This window comes from Paenibacillus cookii, from assembly GCF_018333375.1.
Taxonomy (GTDB): Bacteria; Bacillota; Bacilli; order Paenibacillales; family Paenibacillaceae; genus Paenibacillus_AQ; species Paenibacillus_AQ cookii.
In genome coordinates this window covers 1-263 of sequence record NZ_BORW01000122.1, presented here as the reverse complement: position 1 = coordinate 263, position 263 = coordinate 1, and the positions used below count along the sequence as shown (strand labels likewise).

Sequence of the window (263 nt, the reverse complement as noted above, 5' to 3'; positions counted from 1 at the left end):
ACCCCTTGAAGACGACGAGGTAGATAGGTTGGAGGTGGAAGTGCAGCAATGCATGGAGCTGACCAATACTAATCGGTCGAGGGCTTATCCTAAAAGCTTTCTGAAAGAAAGCTCGCTACGGAAGCATATGCTTTATTAAAACGCAAACGTTTCGTATCTAGTTTTCAGGTGATCAAACCACTTGAATCGTTTGGTGGCGATAGCGGAGGGGTTCCACGCGTACCCATACCGAACACGACCGTTAAGCCCTCCAGCGCCGATGG

At 49.4% G+C, this 263-nt stretch carries 2 rRNA genes; both read left to right on the top strand.

The annotated features are described in order from the left end of the window. Positions 1–92: ribosomal RNA gene (locus KI367_RS26850) — 23S ribosomal RNA — on the top strand; the annotation flags it as partial. A gap of 97 nt (positions 93–189) precedes the next feature. Further along, a 5S ribosomal RNA gene (gene rrf / locus KI367_RS26845) occupies positions 190–263 on the top strand; the annotation flags it as partial.